Raw genomic sequence first — 21,138 nt, 5'->3', positions numbered from 1 at the left:
CATCCTAGATTGTCGCGGGTGAAATCAGCCCCGATGGTTGGTGCCGCTTTTACAAAGCACGGCCTGCCTGATCGGCAGAGCCCAGCGGAGACTTTCGTTGTCTGCTGCGCTGCGGGTGATGGTCTGCAGGCATCGCGTCGAGGATGTCGGGTCACATCAGGCATTCGACAAGTCCGGAGTCAGAGCCGAAGTGATCGACGATCTTTCCAACATTTGCCTTCGCGATTGACCCCTCCCCGTCAAGCACCCAAATATCAGCGTTCCTCCGGCGGCTTGAGGTGCCGAAACTGCATCAGCAGCAGCAGATCGTAAGCGATCTTCAGTGCACCGCAGATGAGGAGGGGCCAAGCCCGGAACGAGGCAGCGAACAGAGCGCCCGCCAGGGCGGGACTGGCTGCGGCAGCCAGGCTGCGCGGGACCGATGTGAAGCTCGCGGCGGCTGCCCGCTCCGCCTCCGTGACGACCGCCATGACGTAAGATGAGCGCGTCGGGACGTCCATCTGCGAAAGCGCGGCACGGATCAGCAGCAGGGCGAGCGCCAGAGGGAGCGTCGGCGCAAGGGCCGCCAGGATCAGGGCGATGCTGGACGGAATGTGTGTGAACACCATCGTGTTGATGAGTCCGATGTGCCGCGACAGCCAGGCGGCAACGGGGAATGAGAACGCCGAAAGGACGCCGGACCAGAAGAAGAAAAAGCCCGCTTCCGAAAGCGACAGGTCGAATTTTTCGAAAAGCCACAGGGCAAGCAGCGACTGGACGAGGAAGCCGCCGGCAAAGGCATCAAGGCTAAAAAGGGCCGCAAGCTTGAAAACGATATTCCGCGAGGGGCCAAGCGCGGACGTGCTGCCGGAGTCCGACGTTGGACGGCGCTGCGGGATCTGCGCGTAAAGGAGACCGCCGAGCAGGCCCAGCAACGCATAGAGCACGAACATCGCCTTGATGCCGGTGAGTTGATCGAGGCCGGCTGGAGCCAGAAGATCAGGTGTCACCGAAGCGAGCGCGCCAACCGCGGCTGCGAGCGCACCCACAAGGCTGTAGCGCGCGAACATCTTGGTCCGCGCGGCGTCGGTGACTTCGCGTGTGAGCACGGCATGCTCTAAGGGCACGAATACGCTGACGCTGCCGGCCGACGGGTTGATGGTGCCTGCGAAGGCGATCACCAAAAGCAGCGCGTAGTCGTGGACCACAGCAAAGGCCACACCCGTGGCGACCATCAGACTGGCGGCGGCAAACAGGAGTTGGCGGTGATCGTGTCGGGCACCAAGGAGTCCGACGGCGATGGTTAAGAGCGCTGAACCGAGCAGCGATCCGGTTGCTATGATGCCGACCTGCAGAGGCGCGAAGCCTAATGCGAGGAGATAGACCGGCAACAGAACGGCCACAAAGCCGTCGCCCATGTCGCGCAAGGCTCGGGCCGCAAAAAGAAAAGTCGCCGGGCGGATCTGCTGCACTGATCTAGCCTGCCCTCATCACCTGCGTTGGCGTCACCGGCTTTGGCAGCGTCGCTCGACAGGGCCGGAAGATCATGACGGAGTCGCGTTAGACATTCCAGCGAGGCGAATATCGGTTTCAATCCTCAGGCTGCCGCCCAACAATGCTGATTCATATCGTGTCAAGGCTTGCAACGACCGAAGACGCAACTGGCGCATATTGCGCTTGGCTGTCAAGGTCGGGAATAGGGTCAGAACCTGCCCGTGACCTTGCATACAGGACGTGCGGACACCAAGCTCCACCCACTTCACCGTGCCGAGCGTCATATACACCAACGCGTCGCCCCGGTTGTCCTCAGGTAGTCCTCAAGTTGGCCCGCGTGAATTCGCGGCGCGGGACGGCGGCAGCGGAGATGGCGGCGCGCTCTGTCTCGAAGATGTCCTGCGTCTGTCGCAACCTGAAAAGAAGGCTGCCATCGCGGAAGAAGTTCCGTCAGATCGTGGTCGCGGACGCGGACGTTGCGTGGCAGTCATGACCAATTGAACCGGACAATCCAACCTACCCACGTCTTACCAAGTTAGGACCGGTGATCCCAGCAGCGCCCTCCGCGACAAATTCGAACCTGGCTATCAAGCGTCACCGCCCTGGGCGGCAGGGAAGATTCGTCGCCTGATGCGCGAACACGATCTACAGCCGAGGATCAGGCGGCCCTTTGTCGCCACGACCGGATAGCGATCACGACCGCCCTTCCGCAGTCCCTGTACGACTCACTTGCGAAACGCAGCCGGTGCACGGTCTTCACCTCCAGCCTGATGATGCCCTTCAGAGGCTTCGGTGTTTTCTCGTATTCCGATTGCGACATCTCTGGAAGACGTCGGGTAAAGGCCACCATCGCCCATAGCTCTTCCTGGTTGTGCGTTGAACCAAACGCAGGCATCCCGGTCATTTTAATGCCTTTTGCATGATCCAATAGAGCTCAGCATCATCCAACAAGGCGCAATCGAGTCGACCGTCGGCATGTACGGCGATTTGCAAGGTATCGCTGGAAAGGTGATGCAAGAGATTGAGTGCTTAGAGCTCCTGGCCATTGAAGCATCTCCGCCCGATGCCGAATAGGCAATCGGTATGCAGCTCAACAGGAAAACGTCGTCCACACGGGTGCGCACCTCAAGGTGTTGGACGAAACGCCCAGATTGCCGGCAGCTGCTCTCCGCCCGCTCGAACCGCGAGAAGAAGCAGGTCAAGCGCGGGAACAAAGAGCGAAGTGCGCGCACCGGACACAGTCGGAATATGCGCGATGCGTCGATATGGCGGGTCCCGGGTATCCAGCACGTCAATGAATCCGTCTCCGCAGCTGATATAGGCTCGCTGCCGTTTCGAGTCGACGAAAACATCGTCGGCATCACCGCAAATCTTCGCAGTCGCGACGAGCGAACCGTCTCCCATGGAGAAGATGCCGAGCCACGCAGGGTGGCGAAAAGCTATAAGGACGTGCTGGTGAGGGTCGTCCAACGCCATCGGAAAATTGCCGGCCAAACCGGCGGTCGGCCAGCTTGCGATTTGAGCCAGTGATGTGCGGTCGACGACCGCGATTGAATGAACGTCCGGCAGGTTCACAAAGACGTGGCTCGTCCTCGCGTCGAGCTGAAAACTTTCGGGATGCGCCTTTAGCGGCACATCGCCGGTTTTCCGGTTAGTCGTGGGATTGATGACAGCCAGCGCACCGCTGCCATACCCCACAAAGACCCGATTGGTCGCGCTATCCACGCGAACATTGTCGGCATCTTCCCCTAGGTCGACTTTGCCGATAGCGGCATAATCGGCTCCTCGAAACAATCGAACCGAGCCGTCGCCGGCATTCGCGACATACAGGGTGTCGGTCCCTTGCAGGTAGCCGACACCTTGTGGTTCCCGTAATCCCTTGATTGTGCGAAGCACGGTTCGATGGGTGAGATCGACCACCGCCATGCTGTTGTTGCCGAGTTCTGCAACGAACAAGCGCCGCCTCTTTAAATCGATCGCCATGTGATCGATGCGGCCGCGCACATCTCCGAGTGGGATTCTGGCCTCGAGCCGTAATGGCGGCTCCGTGCCTTGGCCCGCAGCGTCAAACGTCGCAACCGGCAGGTTTGCCGCAGCCATCAAAGCAGTTGCGACAATTCGCGACAATAAGTGAAGTGCAATTGAAAGGAACCTGCCATCCACGCGCGCCATCCCTCAATAGGATCTTGCGCAGTGCTTGACGGAAGCCGTCTGAAGGGGAGACTGCTCATCCCCTCAGTTCAGATTAGGCCAATGACCTCTTGATTACAAGCGACGGGCAATTGGATAGTGTCGCGGATTGAACTTCGGTTTTGGGTGGTCGACTCCGACCGTTCGACCTCTGATGTCCAGCATCAGATTTTTACCCTGACGTAACCAAGCGATAGCGGCACTGATTACTGATAGCGCCGAGCCAAGGACGCAGCTATGCCCGCTGATGGTCGTATCAGGCTGTAGCGCGAACGGCAGGTTTGGAGAAACGCAATGAAGGTCGGCAAATGGCGCATAGCCGCCGTCCTCTGTCCACCAGATCTGGCTGCTGGCGCTTGATGCCAAGACAGAATTTGCCAACACAGATGCCCGCCTTCGGGTCCGATGCCCCCTCACCGCCCCCTGGACAGGCTCCCCAAAATCCCGCGGACGATCGCTCGTCCGACCGACGAGCCGACCGAGCGCACGATGGATTTGATCGCCGCCTCCGCCACCGTCTGGCGGTTGGAGGGGCGCGGCGCGCGGCGGCGGCCGGTCGGCTGGGGATCGTCATTGCCGAAGCCGGGAATGGTCCAGCGCGAACGGCCTGCGTCCTGTTGCTGCGCCTGTGCCTCCTGGGCGTCCTTGGCCTTCTTCTGCAGGATCTCGAAGGCCGATTCGCGGTCGATGGTCTCGTCGTACTGTCCCGCAACCGGGCTCTCGGTGATCAGCTTGCGGCGCTCGTTGGGCGTGATCGGGCCAAGCCGCGATGACGGCGGGCGGATCAGCGTTCGCTGCACCATGGAGGGCACGCCCTTGGCTTCCAGCGTCGAGACCAGCGCCTCGCCGGTGCCGAGCTGCGTGATCACGGTTGCGCAGTCGAAGTCGGGATTGGGCCTGAACGTCTCGGCCGCCGTCCTGACGGCCTTCTGTTCGCGCGGCGTATAGGCACGAAGTGCGTGCTGCACGCGGTTGCCGAGCTGGGCCAGCACCGTTTCAGGGATATCCAGCGGATTTTGCGTGACGAAATAAACGCCGACGCCTTTCGAGCGGATCAGCCGGACCACCTGCTCGACGCGGTCGACCAACACCTTCGGGGCATCGTCGAACAGAAGGTGCGCCTCGTCGAAGAAAAAGACCAGCTTCGGCTTGTCCGGATCGCCGACTTCCGGCAGTTCCTCGAACAGTTCCGACATCAGCCACAGAAGGAACGTCGCATAGAGCCGCGGATTCATCATCAGCTTGTCGGCGGCGAGCACGCTGATGGCGCCGCGTCCATCGCGCGTGGTGCGCATGATGTCGGATATCCGCAATGCCGGCTCGCCGAAGAAATTGGCAGCGCCCTGCTGCTCCAGAACCAGCAGCGTGCGCTGGATCGCGCCGACCGAAGGTTTCGTCACATTGCCGTAGCGGGCGCCGATCTCTTCGGCGCGGTCGGCGATGTTGGCCAGCAGTGACTGCAGGTCCTTCAAGTCGAGCAGCAGAAGGCCTTCCTCGTCGGCGATGCGGAAGGCGATGTTCATGATGCCTTCCTGCGCCTCGGAAAGGTTCATCAACCGCGACAGAAGCAGCGGCCCCATCTCCGAGATCGTGGCGCGGATCGGGTGGCCCTGCTCGCCGAACAGATCCCAGAAGATGACCGGGAATTCCTGGAATTCATAGGGATCGAGCTTGACCTGCTCGGCCCGCTTGACCAGGAAATCCTGCGCTGTGCCCATCATGGCGATACCCGACAGGTCGCCCTTGATGTCGGCGCAGAATACCGGCACGCCGGCATTGGAGAAACCCTCGGCCAATATCTGCAGGGTCACCGTCTTGCCGGTGCCGGTCGCGCCGGTGACCAGGCCATGACGATTGCCATATTGCAGCAAAAGCTGTTCGGGCCGCTGATAGCTGTCGTCCGGCTTGCGGCTGGCCCCTATGAAGATACTGGTGTCGTCGGCCATGTGTCCGGTCTCCGCAAACCTATAGGGTTGAATGCACTGATCCCTTGAAGAAAAGGGAGCCCCGCCGCAGGTATAGTGAGGCCATTGCGCAGCGACAATGGGCACCGTCGAAAATGGCTTTTGGAGCTTGCGGAACCTGCCCATGTTTGGCAATCGATTGACGGTCGCCGTCACGAAAGGCGTGTTGCACCTGCAAGTGTGCTGCATTGTGATATCGGGCCGGGGACCGTAGACTGACATAGTCGGCCGCTGCGGCCGCTAGAACGAGGAGAACCGATGGTCGCCGGTGCCTTGACCCAGGATGCCGAACTTCCGAACGTCGACCGGCAACGATGGCTGGCGCTGGCGGAGAAGGCGCTGGCCGGCGGGTCCTTCGAGGAAAAGCTCGTCTCGCATACGGACGACGCCATCCGCATCGAGCCGCTCTACGAGCGTTCGGTCACGGCGGAGCCTGTCGTGCGCGCCAACCCGGGATCACCGTGGATCGTCAGCCAGCGCATCGACGATCCGGACATCGGCCGCGCCAGTGCGCAGGCGCTGGAAGACGTCGCGCAGGGTGCCACCGGACTGTCGCTTGTCTTCGAGGGTGCGCCGAACGCCTTCGGCTATGGCTTGCCCAGGACGGCGGAGGCGCTGGAGGGCGTGCTCGACGGCGTGCCGCTCAACCGCATCCAGATCCGCATCGACGCCCATCCCTGGAGCCGTGCCGTGGCCGACTGGCTGGTGGCGTTTTTGACCAAGCGCCGCTCCGACCCGGCAAAGCTCAACCTCTCCTTCGGCATCGATCCGGCGGCGATCTTTGCCGGGACCGGCAGGCTGCGCATGTCGATCGAGGCTTTACAGGCTTCGATGCCGCAATCGCTGGCGCATTTCTTTTCGATGGGTGTGCCCGGCGTGCTGCTGGAAGCCGACGGGCGGGTGTTCCACAATGCCGGCGCCACCGAGGCGCAGGAGCTTGGCACCATGCTCGCCTCGGCCGTCTCCTATCTGAGGCTGTTCGAGAAGGCGCGCCAGCCGCTCGTCTACGCAGCGCCGCATATCGGTTTTGCGCTCAGCGTCGACCAGGACCAATTCGTGTCGACGGCCAAGGTCAGGGCGTTGCGCAGACTGTGGGCGCGTGTCCAGGAGGCCTGCTCGATACCGCCCTCCACCGCCAGCATCCATGCCGAAACCTCCTTCCGGATGATGACGGCGGCCGACCCGGAAACCAACATCCTGCGCACCACCATCGCCGCTTTCGCGGCTGCCGCCGGCGGCGCGGATTCGATCGCCATCCTGCCGCACACGATCGCGCACGGCCTACCCGCGGGCTTTGCCCGCCGCGTTGCCCGCAACGCGCAACTGATCATGGCCAGCGAAAGCCACGTCGATCACGTCGCCGATCCGGTTTGCGGTTCGGGCGCCGTCGAAGCGCTGACTGCGGAGCTCTGCGCGGCGGCCTGGCAGGAGTTCCAGCAGATCGAGGCGGAAGGCGGCGTGCTGACCAGCCTTGAGCAAGGCCACATCCAGAGGCGCGTCCAGGCAGCTTCCGCCCGCCGCAACGCAGCCTACCAGGCGGGCGAACGGGCGATCGTCGGCACGACGCTGCACCCGTCGAAGACCGAGCGTCCGGTCGAGACGCTGGCGGCGGAGCGGCGGCCTGCCTTCACCGAAGGCGTTGCGGTGTGCGAGCCGCTATTTCCGATCCGCATCGATCAGTCGATCGGAGCCGTGCCATGATCCCGGATTTCAGCCAGATCGGCTGGTTGCCGCCGCGGCGGGCGCCGGTCGAGGTCAAAGGCCAGCGGATGACGCCGGAAGGCATCGCCGTCAAGCATCTCTACAACCAGGGCGATCTCAAGGGATTGCCGCATCTCGACAGCTATCCGGGCCTGCCGCCCTTCGTGCGCGGCCCCTACCCGACGATGTATGTCCAGCAACCCTGGACGATCCGGCAATATGCCGGCTTCTCGACGGCCGAGGAATCCAACGCCTTCTACCGTCGCAACCTTGCCGCCGGCCAGAAGGGCCTGTCGGTCGCTTTCGATCTCGCCACGCACCGCGGCTATGACAGCGACCATCCACGCGTCGCCGGCGATGTCGGCATGGCCGGCGTCGCCATCGATTCCATTCTCGACATGCGCCAGCTGTTCGACGGCATCCCGCTCGATGAGATGACCGTTTCGATGACGATGAACGGCGCGGTGCTGCCGATCATGGCGCTCTATATTGTGGCGGCGGAGGAACAGGGCGTCGCGCAGAAGGATCTCACCGGGACTATTCAGAACGACATCCTGAAAGAGTTCATGGTGCGCAACACCTACATCTATCCGCCAAAACCTTCGATGCGGATCGTGTCGGACATTTTTTCCTACACGTCGAAGCACATGCCGAAGTTCAATTCGATCTCGATCTCCGGCTACCACATGCAGGAGGCGGGAGCGACGGCGGATCTCGAGCTCGCCTACACGATTGCAGACGGTATCGAATATGCCCGCGCCGGCGTCGCGGCCGGCCTCGACATCGACCGTTTCGCGCCGCGCCTTTCCTTCTTCTGGGCGATCGGCATGAATTTCTTCATGGAAGTCGCGAAGCTGAGAGCAGCGCGCCTTTTGTGGGCCAGCCTGATGCTGAAGAACTTTTCGCCGAAGGACGAGCGCTCGCTGTCGCTGCGCACCCATTGCCAGACTTCGGGCTGGTCGCTGACGGCGCAGGATCCCTACAACAACATCATCCGCACCATGATCGAGGCGATGGCGGCGACTCAAGGACATACGCAGTCGCTGCACACCAATTCCTTCGACGAGGCAATGGCGCTGCCGACCGACCATTCGGCCCGCATCGCCCGCAACACACAGCTCATCCTGCAGAAGGAATCCGGCACGACGCGCATCATCGACCCGTGGGGCGGCTCCGCCTATGTCGAACGGTTGACGCATGATCTGGCGGCGCGTGCGCTTGCGCATATCGAGGAGGTCGAGAGCCTCGGCGGCATGGCCGCGGCGATCGAAAAGGGCCTACCGAAGCTGCGCATTGAAGAGGCTGCCGCGCGCACCCAGGCGCGCATCGATTCCGGCGAACAGATCGTGGTCGGTGTCAATGCTCACCGTCCCGGCACGGACATCGAAGTCGACGTGCTGAAGATCGACAATGCCGAAGTCAGGGCGCGGCAATTGTCGAAGCTGCAGCGGCTGAAAGGCACGCGTGACGTCGCCGCCGTCGAGAGCGCGCTCGACGCGCTTACCCGTGCTGCCGGGAGTAACGCAAACCTGCTGGAATGCGCCATCCGGGCCGCACGCGCCAACGCCACGGTCGGCGAGATTTCGCTGGCGCTGGAAAAGGTCTTCGGCCGCCATGTCGCCTCGGTGCAGACGATCTCCGGGGTCTATCGCAACGCGCTCGGCGACAATCCGGTGGTCGACCGGCTGCAGGACAAGATCGTAGCGTTCGAGGAAAAGTCCGGCGGCAAGCCGCGCATTCTGGTCGCCAAGATGGGGCAAGACGGCCATGATCGCGGCCAGAAAGTGATCGCCACCGCCTTTGCCGACCTAGGCTTCGACGTCACCGTCGGGCCGATGTTCCAGACTCCGGACGAGATCGCCAGGCTGGCGGTCGAGCATGACGTACACATCGTCGGCGCCTCGTCGCTGGCAGCAGGCCATTTGACGCTCATTCCCGAACTCAAGCTTGCACTGAAGAAGTTGGGCCGCGACGACATGCTGATCGTCGCCGGCGGCGTCATCCCGCCGCAGGATTACGACTCAGTCCGGCAGGCAGGCGCCACTGAAATCTTCCCGCCCGGCACGGTTATCCCGGAAGCGGCGGAGCGGCTGATGGATCGGCTGCTGCAGGCCGGCTGACGCTTTGTTATAATGTCTGTTGTAACAAGAAACACGCTGAGTTATAATCAGCGTTGCAACAGGATGCCTCACCATGAACACGACCATTCGCAAGATCGGCAATTCCGAAGGCGTGATCCTGCCGAGGGAGCTTCTCGACCGCCTGAACCTGAAGGCCGGCGACCAGCTTCAAATCGTCGAAACAGGTGACGGCCTTGCGCTGAAGCCGGTGGACGACAGCTTCGAGCGGCAAATGAAAGCCGCCCGCGAGGTGATGGACAAATACAAGGTCGCGCTTCAGAAGCTCGCCGAATGAGCTGGGAGTTTCTGACGCGGCGTGCAGTCGAAGCGATGCACGCGGAGCAGTTGCGCCGACACGGCGGAGCACAAGGCTTGAGGGATGAAAATGCCCTCGAATCGGCGCTCGCTCGCGCCGAAACCAAGGCCAACTACGGAGACCCGTCGGTTGAGGAACTCGCAGCCGCCTATGTCTTCGGCATTGCCAGAAATCATGCCTTTGTCGACGGCAACAAACGCACGGCCATTGTCGCGGCCGGCGCATTTCTGATTGTGAATGGTTATGCCCTGACGGCCAATAACGGCATGCTTTACGAATTCGTCATGGGCGTCGCCGCCGGCGAAATCGACGAGGCCGGCGCCGCGGCGTTCTTCCGCGATCATGTCGTCAAGCTCGAAGACTAACTGTCGGAGAGCTTGACGATCTCCCATTCCTTGCCGTTGACCACGGCAATTTCGCCGATCTTCTTGCCGAACAGCGCCATCGCCATCGGCGACATATGGGAAATTGTCCCTTTGCCCGGATTGGCTTCGTCCTCGCCGACGATCTTCCAGTGCACCTTCTTGCCGTCGTCGCTTTCCAGGGTGACACCCATGCCGAAACGAACCAGGTCGCTGCCCGGTTCCGGCACCGAAAGCTCGGCGCTTTCCCGCCGTGCCGTCCAATAGCGGAGATCGCGCGAGACCAGCGCGATGCGCTCGCGGTCGGCCCTCTTCTCGGCTCTGCCCAGTTCGTCGCGCAGAGCGGCCACCTCGGCATCGATCAGCGCCATGCCGCGTTCCGTGACCAGATTGCGGTGATGGCTGATCGGCCGCTCGCCGATGCCGGCAATGGCGTTTTCGCTGTCTTCCTCGCGGGTGAAGGCCCTGCTCATCTGACGAACTTAGGCTTGGAACGGCGACTCCACAAGCCATTGCTGATGAAGGGGCTAATGGTGAAGATCTGGGTTCAGTACCCGAGATTAGACAGCTGCTTGGGGTGTAAAGCTGACCATGCGAATGCCTCAACTTGGCGCACTATCGCGCTTCGAGGGCCGCAAGGCTAAGGTCCGGTTGCGCAACTAGGTAGCGGAGCCCCTTGGTTCCGACGTCGCCTTGCTCAACGATATTGAAGCCATGCCGGCCGAGATCCGCTGCAACTTTGTCCAAATCGACGTAACCATGCCGGTGGAGCCGAAAGGTGCTCTTCTGGCGCGGCGGTTTCGCAAAATCGACGATAAGCACACGACCGCCCGGCCTCAGGACGCGGAAGGCCTCTCTGCCGAATTCCTCGCGGCCCTTCTTTGGAAGATGGTGGAACATCAGCGTGCTGAGGACGACATCAAATTCCCCATCCTTGAAAGGCAGTTCCTGAGCGGTGGCGGTCGAGAACCCGACTTGTAACCCTGCCCGCCGGGCCTTTGCCGTTGCGCGCGCAACCATTTCGGCGGACGCGTCGACGCCGTCCACACGCCCCTCCGGCCCCACCTTCTGTCTGACGAGGAGCGCGGTGGTGCCGGTGCCGCACCCGACATCCAGGACCACTTCTCCCGGTTTCAGCTTCGCAAAACTTAGTATCCTTTCGCGAAAAGCACGTTCGCGGCCGAAGGTCAGAAGCCACGCGAGCGTGTCGTACAGGGCGGCGGAATGGAGCGTGATGCCGACATGCGGCGCCTTCTCCTCGCCGGCGGCCGGGATGCGGACCTTGGCGGACAGCCGCCCGTGAGCGCTTTGCCATATCAATAGGCTTGCGATCACGACGAGTACACCAGCATGAAGCAGAAGGACGGGAATTCCCAAGGAAAAGACCGCATTTGCCTGTCCCAACGAGAAAAATGCCGCGAGCACCACGGCCACTTTGACGAGCGCGACTAGCGCATGCCCTCCAACTATTGTTCCGAAAAGACGTTGGTGCATTGCTTTATCTCCGGCCAGCCGGGCATCGCGCTGGGCCTTCGGCAAGAGCATATGATACTGGACAGTGTGTCCAGTATCAGTTTTACTGGCCACATCGCACCGACGCGCCCAATACTGGACGATTTGGTGTCCTATGGCCGGAAAAGGATGTTGCCGATGCCAGCCGGACCGATCGACCGTCGGGTCGCCAGGACCCGCAGCCGACTGCAGCAGGCGCTTTTCAGACTGACCGCCGAGAAGGGATATACGGCGATCACGGTCGAGGACATCTGCAGGGAAGCCGATGTCGGCCGCTCGACTTTCTACACACACTATCCCGACAAGGACCGCTTGAGGAAAGCAACGATCGACGACCATCTGAAGACCTTGCAGGCGCACGGTGCCGAACGCTATTCGCAGCGAAACGCCAAGGGCTTTTCCTTCAGCGGTCCGGTGTTCGAGCATGCTCTTGCCACGCGGGAGATGCACCGTGCGCTGATGGGCGGGAAAAAGCGCGAAATGCCAGAAGAGATCCGCGGCTGGATAAGCAGGCAGGTTCGCCATGAATTGGCGAATATCCAAGGTGATCAAGGCGGGGCCAGACTTGAGATCGCCACACGCTTCATCGTTGGCGCGTTCTTTGAAGTGATGCACTGGTGGCTTGAGAGGGATACGAAGCTGTCCCCCGCGGAGATCGACCAGACATTCCTGCAACTTGCCTTCAACGGGGTAAATGCGGTGTTCGCCGAGCCAACGAGGATCGAATAGAGGCTCAAAAGGGGCTTCGTTTGATCGCCCACAGAAGGGCCGAAAGCGATATTCCGTCCTGGCTGGCAAGCTTCAGATTTTCACCACACTTCGACCGGGCTAGTCTGGCACGAATCCTGCGGCGTGGCCGTTGGACGCAAGGGATCTGTGCCGATGTTGAACAGAAGAACGCTGCTTGCGCAGACCGCCGGCTTTGCGGTCATGGGGATTTCGCTCGGCAAAGCAGCGGCGAAAAACCTGGCCGGCGTCGAGAAAGCCGCGATGCGCGGGGCGATCAACGCTACCGAGCGCGGCGTCCGGCCCGGCGCGCTTGACGACCAGAGCAAGGCTTTCGCCAAGCTGCTGCGCGACGCGCACGACCGCGACATGCCGGTGTTCCTGCCGCCGGGGATCTATATCGTTTCCAACCTGTCGCTGCCCGGCCGCGTGCGCCTGTCCGGCGTGCCGGGCGCATCGCGGATCGTCTATGGCGGCAATGGCCATCTCATTATGGCCGAACGGGCCGAGCATATCGAACTCAGCGGGCTGGTGTTCGATGGCAGCAACCGCTGGATGGGCGACTACACGCAAGGCCTGCTCGATCTGCGCCGCATCGCCCATCTGGTCGTCGACAACTGCCAGATGACCGGCAGCGGCAAGAACGGTCTGGCGCTCGAACATGCCTCGGGCCGAATCGAGCGCTCGGCGATATCCGGTGCGGCCGATGCCGGCATCTATTCGGTCGAGGCCGATGGCCTGGAAATATCAGGCAATAGCGTCTCCGACTGCGCCAATGGCGGCATTCTCGTGCACCGCTGGCAGGCGGCGGAAGACGGCACCATCGTCAGCGGCAACCGGATCGAGCGCATCCAGGCGCGCAGCGGCGGAACCGGCCAGAACGGCAACGGCATCAATGCGTTCCGCGCCGGCAACGTCATCATCTCCGGCAATATTGTCTCGGATTGCGCGTTCTCGGCGATCCGCGCCAACAGTTCCAGCAATTTGCAGATCACCGGCAACACCTGCTCGCGTTCGGGCGAGACGGCCGTGTATTCCGAATTCTCGTTCGAAGGCGCCGTCATCGGCAACAACATCGTCGATGGTGCTGCGAACGGTATTTCGATCGTCAACTTCAACGAAGGCGGCCGCATGGGCGTGTGCTCCGGCAACATCGTCCGCAATCTGTCGACCAGCGGTCCCTACCCTGCGGACGCGCCCGGCTTCGGCGTCGGCATCAGCGTCGAGGCCGACACCACCGTTTCCGGCAATGTCGTCGAGAATGCGCCGCTCTACGGCATGCAGATCGGCTGGGGACCGTTCATGCGCAATGTGGTCGCCACGGGAAACATCGTCCGCAAGGCCGGAACCGGCATCGTCGTCAGCGTGGTCGAAGGTGCCGGAACGGCAATCATCTCCGACAACGTCATCGACGGGGTCCAGAACGGCGCGATCGTCGGCCAACGCTGGGCCGAGCGAGTGACCGGTGACCTCGCCGCATCAGGCAATGCCGGCTACGCGCATTTGACCGTCGAGCGCAACCACGTCAGTTGAGAGTGGCCGTCGGCCGGAGCGCGCCGACTTTGGCGCCGATCCGGCTTTCGATGGGCGGATTTGCCTGTTCGATCAATTTCACAGCGAGCGCGTGGTCGGCGTGCAGCAGCTTAGCCAGCACGGCCGCGACCATCACTTCAGCGGCGCGGCCGGCGCCATCGTCGCATTTCAGCGCGATGCCAAGGCCAAGCTCCGGAAGGGCTGCACAAAAAACACCTTCGGCGCCTCCCTTGACGAAAATCCGACTCGGGGCGGCCTCCATCATCGCGACGTCGGACCTGCCCGTGCCGGCGACGAAAAACGGCTCGGCCATGCAGGCAGAAAGCAGCCGCTTCGCCGCCCGGGCGCGCACCGGCTCGAAGCCGGCACCTGTCGCCATGCGGGCAAAGCCAAGGGCAAAGCTGCGCAACGGCACGGCATAGGTCGGAATCGAGCAGCCGTCGGTGCCGCGGTGATCGGCGTCATGGGCAGCACCGGTCACCGCCTGCATCGCTTCGCGCACCATCTCCTGCGAAGCATGGCCAGCCTTGACGTAACCACGATGGGCGATGCCGCTGTGAACGCAGGTGCATAGGAAGCCTGAGTGCTTGCCGGAACAATTGTTGTGCAAGGTGTTCGGCGCACGGCCGGCGCGCGCGAGCGCCAGCGTCGCCCCGTGGCTCGACGGCCAATGCGCGCCGCATTCGAGTGCCGTCTCGTCGAGGCCGGCTTTCGCCAGCATGGCGCGCGCCAGCTCGACATGCGGCGGCTCGCCGGAATGGGAGGCGCAGGCCAGCGCCAGCTCCCGGTCACCGAAGTCGTAGGCATCGGCAGCGCCGCTCTCGACCAGCGGCAACGCCTGGATCGCCTTGACCGCCGAGCGCGGGAACACAGGCTGTGCCGTGTCGCCGATCTCCCAGACGGGCTTGCCGTCGGCGTCGAAGACGGCAACAGCGCCGCGATGGGCGCTCTCGACGATAGCGCCGCGCAAGACTTCGACCAGAACCGGATTTGTCATGTCACCTCCCGCAAATGCGGGCGGGTTTATCTGATCCGGTCGAGAATGGAAACGTAGTTGGCGACCGCGGCACCACCCATGTTGAAGATGCCGCCGAGCTTTGCTCCCGGCACCTGGATGCCGCCCGCCTCACCGACGAGTTGCATCGCGCCCAGCACATGCATCGATACACCGGTGGCACCGATCGGGTGGCCCTTGGCCTTCAGCCCGCCAGACGGATTGACCGGCAGCCTTCCATCTTTCGCCGTCTCGCCATCCAGGGCCAGCTTGGCGCCCTCGCCCGGCTTGGCCAAGCCCATCGCCTCATACTCGATCAGTTCGGCGATGGTGAAACAGTCATGCGTCTCGACGAAGGACAGGTCGCCGAGCGTCACGCCCGCCTTCTTCAGCGCCTGGTTCCAGGCCTGCTCGCAGCCTTCGAATGCGAGAATGTCGCGCTTCGACATCGGCAGGAAATCCTGAACATGCTCATTGGCGCGGAAGGCGACGGCGCGGCGCATCTTCAGCGCCGTGGCCGTGTCGGCAAGGACAAGCGCGGCGGCACCGTCCGACACCAGCGAGCAGTCTGTGCGCTTCAGCGGACCGGCGACGAAGGGGTTTTTTTCGCTTTCCTGCCGGCAGAACTCGTAGCCGAAATCCTTGCGCATCTGCGCGTAGGGATTGTCGACGCCGTTCTTGTGGTTCTTGGCGGCGATCATCGCCAGCGCATCCGACTGGTCGCCGTAGCGCTGGAAATAGGCTTGGGCGATCTTGCCGAAGACGCCGGCGAAGCCTGCCGGCGTGTCACCGTCCTCCGGCAGATACGAGGCCTTGAGCAGGTTCTTGCCGATCTCGGGACCGGGCGTCGTCGTCATCTGCTCGGCGCCGACCACCAGCACGATACGGGCGGCATTGGCGTCGATGGCGCGGATGCCTTGCCTGACCGCCGCCGAGCCGGTGGCGCAGGCGTTCTCGACGCGGGTCGCCGGCTTGAAGCGCAGCCGGTCATCGGCCTGGAGGACCAGGCTCGCGGTGAAATCCTGGGCGGAAAACCCGGCGTTGAAGTGGCCGAGCACGATCTCGTCGACGTCATCTGGACCGATGCCGGCATGATCGAGCGCCTCGACTGCCACCTTGGTGATCAGGCCCTCCAGCGTCTCGCCTTCGAGCTTGCCGAAGCGCGAATGCGCCCAGCCGACGATGCATGCTGTCATGGCAACCTCCATCCTGCGGGCCGGGCAACGTATGTCGCGGCCCGCCTCAGCATTGTTCAAGCATGAACCGTTCAGCCGGCTTCGTGAAGGGGCCAGAACCGCACAATCGCTTGATCTTGATCATCTGGTCATAGTGCCTGGCTTTTGCCAGCAAATCAGGCTGGATTTTTGTTGATTGATGCGTCAATAAAAAATAATCTGTCCCAACAGGCCGGAGCAGGAATGCCGAAACTCGGAATGGAGCCGTTGCGCCGCAGGGCGCTCATCGACGCAACGATCTCGGCGATCGGCGAGCGCGGTTCGCTTGATGTGACGATGTCGGAAATCGCCGGGCGCGCCGGCGTGTCCTCGGCGCTTGCCCACCATTATTTCGGCGTCAAGGACGAATTGCTGTTGGCGACGATGCGGCACATCCTGAGCGAGCTCACCGCCGATACGCGCCGTGCACTTCGCGCGGCCGGCACGGCGCGCCAGCGCGTCTCGGCGGTGGTCGCGGTCAATTTCTCCGACATCCAGTTCCAGCCCGAAACGATCGCCGCCTGGCTCGCCTTCTATGTCGAGGCGCAGAAATCGGCAGCACTCCGCCGGCTGCTCAAGGTCTATGCGCGCCGGCTGCATTCCAATCTGCTCAGCGGGCTGGCCGGCATCCTGCCGAGAAGCGAGGCCGACCGGGTCGCCGAAGCGACCGCGGCGCTGATCGACGGGCTCTATATCAGGCGCGCGCTGAAGGACGGTGTTCCTGATGCCGCGACCGCGATTGCACTGGTCGAGGACTATCTCGAAACGAAGCTCAGCGGACGGCAGAAGCAGTGACATCCAAGCGACCCAACATCCTGATCGTCATGGTCGATCAGCTCAACGGAACGCTGTTTCCGGATGGGCCGGCGGACTTCCTGCACGCGCCGCATCTGAAGGCGCTGGCCGCGCGTTCGGCGCGTTTTTGCAACAATTACACGGCCTCGCCGCTCTGCGCGCCGGGCCGCGCCGCATTCATGAGCGGCCAGTTGCCGTCACGCACCGGGGTCTATGACAACGCCGCCGAATTCGCGTCTTCGATCCCGACCTTTGCCCATCATCTGCGCGCCGCCGGTTATCACACCTGCCTCTCCGGCAAGATGCATTTCGTCGGGCCGGACCAATTGCACGGTTTCGAGGAGCGGCTGACCACCGACATCTATCCGGCCGATTTCGGCTGGACGCCCGACTATCGCAAACCCGGCGAGCGCATCGACTGGTGGTATCACAATCTCGGCTCCGTCAGCGGCGCCGGTACTGCCGAGATCACCAACCAGCTGGAATATGACGACGAGGTCGCCTTCCATGCGGTGCAGAAGCTTTATGATTTTGCCCGCGTCTCCGACGATGCCGCACGTCGGCCCTGGTGCTTGACGGTTTCCTTCACCCATCCGCACGATCCTTACGTCGCACGGCGGCAATATTGGGACTTCTACGAGGATTGCCCGGCGCTCGAGCCTGAGGTCGGCTTCATTCCTTACGACAGGCAGGACCCGCATTCGCAGCGGCTCTACCGCGCCAGCGACTATGACAGGTTCGACATCACCGCTGAGCAGATACGCCGCGCACGGCGCGGCTATTTCGCCAACATCTCCTATCTCGACGACAAGCTCGGCGAATTGATGTCGGTGCTCGAGCACACACACATGCTCGACGACACGATCATCCTGTTCTGCTCGGACCATGGCGACATGCTGGGCGAGCGCGGCCTGTGGTTCAAGATGTGCTTTTTCGAAGGTTCGGCGCGGGTGCCGCTGATGATCGCCGGCAAGAGCATCGCCGCCGGCCTGATCGAGACGCCGGTCTCCAATCTCGACGTGACGCCGACGCTTTGCGACCTCGCCGGCATCGACATCAGCGCGATTGCGCCGTGGACTGACGGCCAGTCGCTGCTGCCGTTGCTGAACGGAAAGAAACGCTCCGCGCCGGTGCTGATGGAATATGCCGCCGAAGGCTCCAACGCGCCGATGGTGGCGATGCGCGAGGGCCGCTACAAATTCATCCATTGCGAGATCGATCCGCCGCAACTGTTTGATCTTGAATCGGATTCGCAGGAATTGACCAATCTCGCCGCCGATCCGGCCAATGCGGCATTGGTGGCCGCTTTCACCGACAAGGTGCGGGCGCGCTGGGACATGGCGGCCTTCGACGCGGCGGTGCGTGCCAGCCAGGCACGCCGCTGGGTGGTCTACCCGGCGCTGCGCAACGGCACCCATTATCCCTGGGAATTCCAGCCGCTGCAGAAGGCATCGGAGCGCTACATGCGCAACCACATGAACCTCGACCTGCTCGAAGAGCAGAAGCGCTTTCCGCGAGGCGAATGATGGCAGATAGTCTCGTCCCCTCGCTCGACCATCTCAGGCAGGCCTATGCCGTCACCTCCAAGGCGACGCAGGTCACGCCGCTGCTGGAATCGGCGGCACTCGCGCGCGAGACCGGCGCCGCCCGCGTCTTCGTCAAGGCCGAATCGCTGCAATGGGCAGGATCGTTCAAGGTGCGCGGCGCCTACTGGCGGCTGAAGAAGCTCTCGCCTGACGAAGCCAAAAAGGGCGTCGTCGCCTACTCCTCCGGCAATTTTGCGCAGGGGCTAGCGGCGGCTGGCCAAGCGCTTGGCATTCCCGTCACCATCGTCATGCCGATCGACGCGCCGGCCGCCAAGCGCGACGCCACATTGGGTTACGGCGCGCGCGTGGTGCTGACTGACCATGGCGAGCGCGCGCGTGAGGAAGTCGCCGCCGCCAAGGCGCGCGAGATCGCTGCGAGCGAAGGCCTGGCGCTGCTACACCCGTTCGACGATCCGGAGATCGTCGCCGGCCAAGCCGGTGCCGGGCTGGAGGCACTCGACCAGATCGCCGCCAGGCAAGCGGAGGCCGATCTCTTGTTCTGCTCGGTCGGCGGCGGCGGCCTGATCGGCGGTGTTTCACTGGCCTTTCACTACCTGTCGCCAGCCACGAAGATCATCGGTGTCGAGCCGGAAGGTTTTGACGGCATGGGCTCGTCGCTGGCGCATGGCGCCATCGAAACCATGCCGATCGGGCCGAAATCGATTTGCGACGGGCTGATGTCGCGGCGGCCCGGCGACGCGCCGTTCGCAGCGGTGAAGGCCGCCGGCGTTCGCGGCGTCACCGTCGACGATGCTTCGGTGCGGCGCGCCATGCGCCTCGCCTTCGAGCGGCTGAAGCTGGTGCTCGAGCCATCCGGCGCTGCTTCGCTGGCGGCGTTGCTCGGCGGCAAGGTCGACGTCACCGGCAAGACCGTTCTCGTAATGGCAACCGGCGGCAACGTCTCGCTGGCCGATTTCATTGCGCATATGAACCACGGGCGCGCATGAACCATGCTTGAAGCGGATTTCGTCATCATCGGCTCCGGCTCGGCCGGTTCGGCCATGGCCTACCGGCTGTCGGAGGACGGCAAGCATTCGGTGATCGTCATCGAATATGGCGGCAGCGATATCGGCCCGCTGATCCAGATGCCGTCGGCACTGTCGATCCCGCTCAATATGAGCCTCTATGACTGGGGCTTTGCCAGCGAGCCGGAGCCGCACCTCGGCGGCCGCGTGCTGGCGACGCCGCGCGGCAAGGTCATCGGCGGCTCGTCGTCGATCAACGGCATGGTCTATGTGCGCGGCCATGCCCGCGACTTCGACCATTGGGCCGAACAGGGCGCGACCGGCTGGGGCTTTGCCGATGTGCTCCCGTACTTCAAGCGCATGGAGGACAGCAATGGCGGCGAGAATGGCTGGCGCGGCCACGGCGGCCCGCTGACTGTGCAGCGCGGCTCGAGGACGAACCCACTCTACGGCGCCTTCGTCAAGGCAGGCCGTCAGGCCGGTTTCGAGCTGACCGACGACTATAACGGCGCGAAGCAGGAAGGCTTTGGGCCGATGGAGCAGACCATCCGCGGCGGCCGTCGCTGGTCCGCAGCGAGCGCCTATCTGAGGCCGGCGCTGAGGCGGAAAAATGTCAGCCTGGTCAAGGGTTTCGCCCGGCGGGTAATCATCGAGAATCAACGCGCCACCGGCGTCGAGATCGAAGTGCGCAAACGAATTCAGGTGATCAGAGCGCGGCGCGAGGTGATCGTTGCCGCGTCCTCGATCAACTCACCCAAGATCCTGATGCTGTCCGGCATCGGCCCCGGCCAGCACCTTAGGGAGAACGGCATTCCGGTGATTGTCGACCGGCCCGGCGTCGGTCGCAATCTGCAGGACCATATGGAACTCTACATCCAGCAGGAATCGACGAAGCAGATCACGCTGAACTCGGTGCTGAACCCGTTCTCGAAGGCGCTGATCGGGGCACAATGGCTGTTCTTCAAGTCCGGCCTCGGCGCCACCAATCATTTCGAGGCGGCCGCCTTCGTACGCTCGCGCGCCGGCGTCGACTATCCGGATATCCAGTATCACTTCATCCCGGCCGCGGTCCGCTATGACGGCAAGGCGGCGGCCAAGGCGCATGGTTTCCAGGCGCATGTCGGGCCGATGCGGTCGAAGTCGCGCGGTTCGGTCACGCTGCGCTCGCCCGATCCCAAATCGAAGCCGGTGATCCGCTTCAACTACATGTCGCATCCGGACGACTGGACGGAGTTCCGCCACTGCATCCGGCTGACCCGCGAGATCTTCGGGCAAGCGGCCTTCGATCCGTACCGAGGCAAGGAACTGTCGCCGGGCTCGCATGTACAATCGGATGAAGAGCTCGACGCCTTCATTCGCGACCACGCCGAAAGCGCCTACCACCCTTGCGGCACCTGCAAGTTGGGCCGTGCCGATGATGCGATGAGCGTCGTCGATCCGGAATGCCGCGTCATTGGCGTCGAAGGGCTTCGGGTCGCCGATTCCTCGATCTTTCCACGCGTCACCAACGGCAATCTCAACGCGCCGTCGATCATGACCGGCGAGAAGGCCGCCGACCACATTCTCGGGCGTACGCCGCTGCCACCGTCCAACCAGGAACCATGGATCAATCCGCGCTGGCAGGTGTCGGACAGATAGGCCATGATCCGGCGGACGCATATTCCGCATGCCGCGACAAGACGATTTG

17 protein-coding genes are annotated in these 21,138 nt (G+C 62.9%); 10 read left to right on the top strand and 7 right to left on the bottom strand.

Annotated features, from left to right (window positions below; all coding sequences use genetic code 11):
- Window positions 1-254 precede the first annotated feature (254 nt).
- The 3 genes from NKI70_RS07530 to NKI70_RS07520 form a co-directional block, all read right to left on the bottom strand.
- Complete coding sequence (locus NKI70_RS07530; protein ID WP_245274795.1) at window positions 255-1,397, bottom strand: MFS transporter; 1,143 nt, start codon at window positions 1,395-1,397, stop codon at window positions 255-257.
- Between the two features lie 1,201 nt (window positions 1,398-2,598).
- Window positions 2,599-3,636 carry a YncE family protein gene (locus NKI70_RS07525; protein ID WP_352636405.1) on the bottom strand — a complete coding sequence of 346 codons (1,038 nt, stop codon included), beginning with the start codon at window positions 3,634-3,636 and terminating at the stop codon, window positions 2,599-2,601.
- A 440-nt stretch (window positions 3,637-4,076) separates the two neighbouring features.
- Entirely contained in the window at window positions 4,077-5,609 is a 1,533-nt protein-coding gene (locus NKI70_RS07520; protein ID WP_352698713.1) for a helicase HerA-like C-terminal domain-containing protein, read from the bottom strand.
- Between the two features lie 276 nt (window positions 5,610-5,885).
- Between NKI70_RS07520 and NKI70_RS07515 the strand changes: the two genes are divergently transcribed.
- The 4 genes from NKI70_RS07515 (at window position 5,886) to NKI70_RS07500 (ending at window position 10,129) form a co-directional block, all read left to right on the top strand.
- On the top strand, window positions 5,886-7,328 hold the full coding sequence (locus NKI70_RS07515) for a methylmalonyl-CoA mutase subunit beta (RefSeq protein ID WP_352698715.1): 1,443 nt from the start codon (window positions 5,886-5,888) through the stop codon (window positions 7,326-7,328).
- Window positions 7,325-9,448: a methylmalonyl-CoA mutase gene (scpA, locus tag NKI70_RS07510; protein ID WP_352698717.1), complete on the top strand. Its 2,124-nt coding sequence runs from the start codon at window positions 7,325-7,327 to the stop codon at window positions 9,446-9,448. The genes NKI70_RS07515 and scpA overlap by 4 nt, the downstream gene beginning before the upstream one ends.
- Window positions 9,449-9,521: 73 nt before the next feature.
- Entirely contained in the window at window positions 9,522-9,743 is a 222-nt protein-coding gene (locus NKI70_RS07505; protein ID WP_095496758.1) for an AbrB/MazE/SpoVT family DNA-binding domain-containing protein, read from the top strand.
- Window positions 9,740-10,129, top strand: coding sequence for a type II toxin-antitoxin system death-on-curing family toxin (locus tag NKI70_RS07500; RefSeq protein WP_352624564.1), 390 nt, complete (start codon window positions 9,740-9,742; stop codon window positions 10,127-10,129). The genes NKI70_RS07505 and NKI70_RS07500 overlap by 4 nt, the downstream gene beginning before the upstream one ends.
- Here the strand turns inward: NKI70_RS07500 and NKI70_RS07495 are convergent.
- Both NKI70_RS07495 and NKI70_RS07490 read right to left on the bottom strand, forming a co-directional pair.
- Window positions 10,126-10,599: a GreA/GreB family elongation factor gene (locus NKI70_RS07495; protein ID WP_352449075.1), complete on the bottom strand. Its 474-nt coding sequence runs from the start codon at window positions 10,597-10,599 to the stop codon at window positions 10,126-10,128. The two genes, NKI70_RS07500 and NKI70_RS07495, sit on opposite strands and share 4 nt — an antisense overlap.
- A 142-nt stretch (window positions 10,600-10,741) precedes the next feature.
- Complete coding sequence (locus NKI70_RS07490; RefSeq protein WP_352698719.1) at window positions 10,742-11,560, bottom strand: class I SAM-dependent methyltransferase; 819 nt, start codon at window positions 11,558-11,560, stop codon at window positions 10,742-10,744.
- A 21-nt stretch (window positions 11,561-11,581) separates the two neighbouring features.
- Between NKI70_RS07490 and NKI70_RS07485 the strand changes: the two genes are divergently transcribed.
- Entirely contained in the window at window positions 11,582-12,367 is a 786-nt protein-coding gene (locus NKI70_RS07485; RefSeq protein WP_352698721.1) for a TetR/AcrR family transcriptional regulator, read from the top strand.
- Between the two features lie 153 nt (window positions 12,368-12,520).
- Complete coding sequence (locus NKI70_RS07480) at window positions 12,521-13,897, top strand: TIGR03808 family TAT-translocated repetitive protein (RefSeq protein ID WP_352724445.1); 1,377 nt, start codon at window positions 12,521-12,523, stop codon at window positions 13,895-13,897.
- On the opposite strand, the gene NKI70_RS07475 is transcribed toward NKI70_RS07480, so the two are convergent.
- Window positions 13,890-14,894 (bottom strand): asparaginase, encoded by a 1,005-nt coding sequence (locus tag NKI70_RS07475; RefSeq protein ID WP_352591586.1) that lies wholly within the window; start codon window positions 14,892-14,894, stop codon window positions 13,890-13,892. The two genes, NKI70_RS07480 and NKI70_RS07475, sit on opposite strands and share 8 nt — an antisense overlap.
- Before the next feature lie 26 nt (window positions 14,895-14,920).
- Window positions 14,921-16,087: an acetyl-CoA acetyltransferase gene (locus NKI70_RS07470; protein ID WP_352591583.1), complete on the bottom strand. Its 1,167-nt coding sequence runs from the start codon at window positions 16,085-16,087 to the stop codon at window positions 14,921-14,923.
- A 222-nt stretch (window positions 16,088-16,309) separates the two neighbouring features.
- Here NKI70_RS07470 and betI point away from each other — a divergent pair, with 222 nt between their 5' ends.
- Genes betI through betA form a run of 4 tightly spaced genes read left to right on the top strand, consistent with a single transcriptional unit; the run spans window position 16,310 to window position 21,089 of the window.
- Complete coding sequence (betI, locus tag NKI70_RS07465) at window positions 16,310-16,900, top strand: transcriptional regulator BetI (protein ID WP_352454288.1); 591 nt, start codon at window positions 16,310-16,312, stop codon at window positions 16,898-16,900.
- Window positions 16,897-18,426: a choline-sulfatase gene (gene betC, locus NKI70_RS07460; RefSeq protein WP_352724444.1), complete on the top strand. Its 1,530-nt coding sequence runs from the start codon at window positions 16,897-16,899 to the stop codon at window positions 18,424-18,426. Before betI ends, betC begins: the two co-directional genes overlap by 4 nt.
- Entirely contained in the window at window positions 18,426-19,433 is a 1,008-nt protein-coding gene (locus tag NKI70_RS07455; RefSeq protein ID WP_502897384.1) for a threonine/serine dehydratase family protein, read from the top strand. Before betC ends, NKI70_RS07455 begins: the two co-directional genes overlap by 1 nt.
- A gap of 3 nt (window positions 19,434-19,436) precedes the next feature.
- Window positions 19,437-21,089: a choline dehydrogenase gene (betA, locus tag NKI70_RS07450; RefSeq protein WP_352591577.1), complete on the top strand. Its 1,653-nt coding sequence runs from the start codon at window positions 19,437-19,439 to the stop codon at window positions 21,087-21,089.
- The last annotated feature ends 49 nt before the right edge of the window (window positions 21,090-21,138 follow it).

This window comes from Mesorhizobium sp. M0500 (genome assembly GCF_040321165.1).
Taxonomy (GTDB): Bacteria; Pseudomonadota; Alphaproteobacteria; order Rhizobiales; family Rhizobiaceae; genus Mesorhizobium.
The sequence above is the reverse complement of the archived record's forward strand: the minus strand, read 5'-3'. Positions and strand labels throughout refer to the sequence as shown.